1 protein-coding gene is annotated in these 4,158 nt (G+C 54.3%); it reads right to left on the bottom strand.

The features are described 5' to 3' along the window. Positions 1-392: 392 nt before the first annotated feature. Positions 393-4,158 (bottom strand): hemagglutinin repeat-containing protein (locus PSI15_RS17200; RefSeq protein WP_273584589.1); only part of this gene is annotated, 3,766 nt, incomplete at its 5' end.

Below are 4,158 nucleotides of genomic sequence, written 5' to 3'. Positions count from 1 at the left end.
TGTTCTTTACCTTTTGCACCCTGAATCATCGCCTTTGCACCAAAAAGTATAACGGGACAAGACGTAGGATCGAGGACAACAGTCACAGTTCGGTTAACCAAGAAGTGATCCGACCATCTTATTGAAATCACTTCTTCATGCACAATAGCGATAATGTCACTTATTTCTTATAATAATATGATATCCATAATATTATTCCTAAGGGTACTCCCATTAATCCTAACTTCATTGACAATAATAGATTTCTATTCAAGTAACTTCTTATATCATCCCAATTATTAGAGGAGGCTGGACTCAACCAACTCATAAAAGAAAAAACAATAAAAAGAGCAAGAAAAATAGAAACACATGAGTAACAACATAAAATAACTAGATGAATACACGTTTTTTTCCTATTTTTCACTTGTAACCTCTTTTTTAGAAAGACTATTTACCGTTGATTCAGTAGTTGCACTCCCTACAGTATTCCCTACTATATTTGGTATTGGGTTTTGTTTTACTGGTTTTGTAATTGTCCAGACACCTGTCGGCACCCATTCATACTGTTTAGAGATAGGGTTTAACACCTTATCCATAGGTACTTTTATCACCGCTGTTCCTGTATAACCTACGCTTGCTCCAGCTTTTGCCATAAGTGCTCCAAGGAAAGGATCATCCCCTTTAATTTCTGCCGTATAATAACCACCTACTGCGTTCCAATTAACTGTTGGGGCATATCCTTTTCCTCCGGTAATTAAACCAACAGCTCCGGCTCCAATCACATCTGATAATGTTACATTTCCTGAAGTACCGTACTGAATTGCTGCATTCATTCCGCTAGAAACTCCCGCAGCCAATAATTGCTCTTTTGCTCCAACGCCATTAATAATGGCCTTGCCGCCAAAGATCATCACAGGCCATGATGTTGGATCCAAGGCGACAGCCGCAACTCTGTTAGAAGTGGTAATATTGTCTTTCAGGAACTGCAAATCCTTACCGTTCAAATATTGCACTATCTTAATGGCATCCGGATCTTTCAGTTTCTCTGACATCCGGATTTGCATAGGCGCTGCATCAAGTGCAACATTGGTATTTGCTTGAATAAGATCTTCATAGGTTACGCAGGTAATACCGCCTCCGCTGCATTTTTCCTGTAATTCAGCGCTGTTCTTATTGCTGATATCCAAGTACTTCTGAATAACCGCGCCACAGTCGCCTCCCTTCGCCTTGCACTCCGCCAGTTCTTTATCAAAACGGCGACTTTCATCTTCGTGCAGATAGTTCGCTTCAACCGCGTTCTTCGCTGTCTGCGCCCCACTCACCCCGCCCGCCGTGGAATCCGTCGCCAGCCCAGCCGCCAGTCCGCCCGCCAGAGTGGACAGGTTACTGACCCTTTCTTTTTCATCTGATGACAGCTCACCCAGATTCTTGTCGGGATAGAGCACACCCGCAATCGCCGAGGCCGCCAGTTCCCCGCTGGCCGCACCCACCGCGCCCGCCGTCGCTGAGCCGCCTTGCATTTCAGCAATCACGCCGCCTAAAATCGCGTGCGCCAGCAAATTAGTCGCTTTTTCCCCGTCCGTCAGTTGCTCATACGCTTTACCGCCGTAGGTCAGCTCCTTGACCGCATTGGCCAGATAAGGCGCTGCGCCGCCGGCGATGGCCGCTTTAATATCCCCGCCGGCCAGCCCTTGCAGGGCGGTGACCACCGCCGTAACCGCCTGACGCTGGCCGCCGCCAATTTCTGCACCCTGTGCCTTAAGCGCCGCATCGTAAGCGATTTTATGCGCCCGGTCGGCAATGGATTTAGGTGTGATGTCGCTGTTTTCCTGTTTCAGCTGCGCTTCGGCCTGCTGTTTCAGAGCCTGCTGCGTTTGCGGGTCTTTCAGTTTTTCCGTGGCGGTTTTTGTTGCGGTGATGGCCGCTTGCGTACTGTAAATATCCAGCACCTGGGTGCCGATTTGGGCAATGGCCTGCGCCTGTGCCAGCCGCTGCTGCTCTTTCTCCTTGTCAAAAATCGGCGTCAGGCTGTTGGCCGCGTTGTCGGTATCGCGGCTTAAGCCCGCCACATCTTGTTGCTGCTTATCCGCATCGCGAATCGTTATCGTGCCGTCACTGACCGCCGCATGGGTCGTGGAAGACTTGCTGTCACTGTGATTGCTGCCGGCCAGCATATTCGAGGCCATATTGGACGCCAGCTGGCTGCCCACCGCGCCGCCGGTGCTGATACCGACACTCTGGTGTTCGCTCTGGTATTCCGCCTTGTTCTCAATATCACTAAAGCCCAGTGTGCCCGTCTCCAGACGGTTCTTGTCCTTATCGGCGGTGCTGGCAATCACCGCACCGTCAAGCTGGGTATGTTCCCCCACCTTGATATCAAAGCCGCCCTGGCCGGCAAAAATCCCGGTCTGCTCGTTAACGGACTCGAACTGACTGTGGATTTTGTCACGGCTGGCATTGACACTGGCCGAACCGCTCATTGATCCATAAGTAAAGCTGGCACCCGCACTGATGTTTTCCTGTTTGGCATCGTAATTGTCCTTATCCTGCTCACTTTGCAGGTGCAGGTGACGGCCGACATCGGCGGTCACTTTATCCCCGCTGACCTGCGCCCCTTTGAGCGTGGTGTCCTGGCCGGCTTTCAGGCTGACCTGATTACCGGCATCAATCAGTGTTTCGCTGTGGGTCACGCCGTCGCCGGTTTCATGCCCCTTGCCCTTGTTGACACTGGCGGAGAATTTGATGCCGTAACCGCCCTGACCGGCGGTCAGACCCACACCGACACTGCCGCCCTTGCTGCTGTTTTCACCGCGCATGGTCTGGGTATTTTCGGCGGACGTGAGTGAAATATCCTGTTTGGCGTCCAAAGCCACATCCCGGCCGGCTTTCAGACTGCTGCCGGCAACCTGAATATTGCCGCTGTCTGCCTGTGCCTTGTCACCTTTCGCGGTGATACGGATATCCCGCCCGGCATTGAGCTGGCTGCCCTGTGACTGTGTCTGTTCCGTGCGGGTTTCGGATTTCGCTGACTGGCTGCCGTAAGAGAGCTGGATGCCAATGGTATCGGTCGGTTTTTCCGCGTTACCGCCGGCCTGATTAATCACATCCGCTTTCGCGGATTCCGCCTGACTGAGCTGCCATGCCTGATAGCCCTGCGCCCCGGACAGCACCGACTGGGTGCCTTTCAGCGCTTTCAGCCGCCCGTCTCCCCCAGTTCTGGCCTGCTGGGCCGTACTGACTGCGGTATTGAGCGCACTGCCCACCGCGCCGGACAGCGCCAGCGTCAGGCCCGACTGTTTCTGCTCGAACGTCTCTTCCCGGCGGCGTGTGTCCTGACCCGGGTCAATCTGCACGCTGTCGCCGGTGACCGTGATATCCTGCCCGGCCACCAAATCGGCCCCGCCGACCTGCACCCGGTTACCCGCCGTGATATTCACATTGCCCTGGCTGCTGCCCACCGTGCTGACACTCTGGTTCTGGGTGGTGCCGTCTTCGTTAACCTGATGACGGGTGGACTGACTGCCCACGGTGAAACCGATACCCCCGCTGCTGAGCAGGCCGCTCTTTTTCTTCTCGTCCAGTAAATAATGGGATTCGGTTTCCGTGGCGGCGGTAATCGCCACGTTATTGCCTGCCTGCAGGGTCACGTCCTTATCCCCGGCGACCGCCGACCCGCTCACGCTCAGGTCGTTGCCCGCCGTGATACGGATACTGTCGCCGCTGAGCAGGGTACCTTGCTCACGGGTTACGCGGTCTTCCTGTACGGTATGGCGGCTGCTTTTCGACAGCACGCCTTTTTTATTCGCACTGGATGCTGAGAACTGATAGTCACTTTCCGTGGCGCTGTTCAGCGTAATATCCTGTTTCGCCTGCAATTCAAGCGCCCCCAGTTCACTGTGCAGCGTACTGCCGGTGACCGTGATATCCCCTTCACGGGCCGTCACCGCAACGCCGTCACGCCCGCTGAAGGTACTGCCCACACTGTGCTCGCTGACGCTTTCCATCTCCCGCCGGCTGTGCGTGCTGCCCTCGCGCTTGCGCTCGCTGTCCTGGTCTGCCACACGCTGACGCGCCTCCCTGATATTCACCGTTTGGGCATCCAGCCCGATAGGGCCTGACCGGCTGTCAACCTGCGCCCCTTCGGCCGTCAGGTTTTCCCCCGCCTGAAGAGTCACGCCC

The sequence above is a fragment of the Xenorhabdus sp. PR6a genome (assembly GCF_028599065.1).
In the GTDB taxonomy this organism is placed as follows: Bacteria; Pseudomonadota; Gammaproteobacteria; order Enterobacterales; family Enterobacteriaceae; genus Xenorhabdus; species Xenorhabdus doucetiae.
This window is presented reverse-complemented; position numbering and strand designations above follow the sequence as displayed.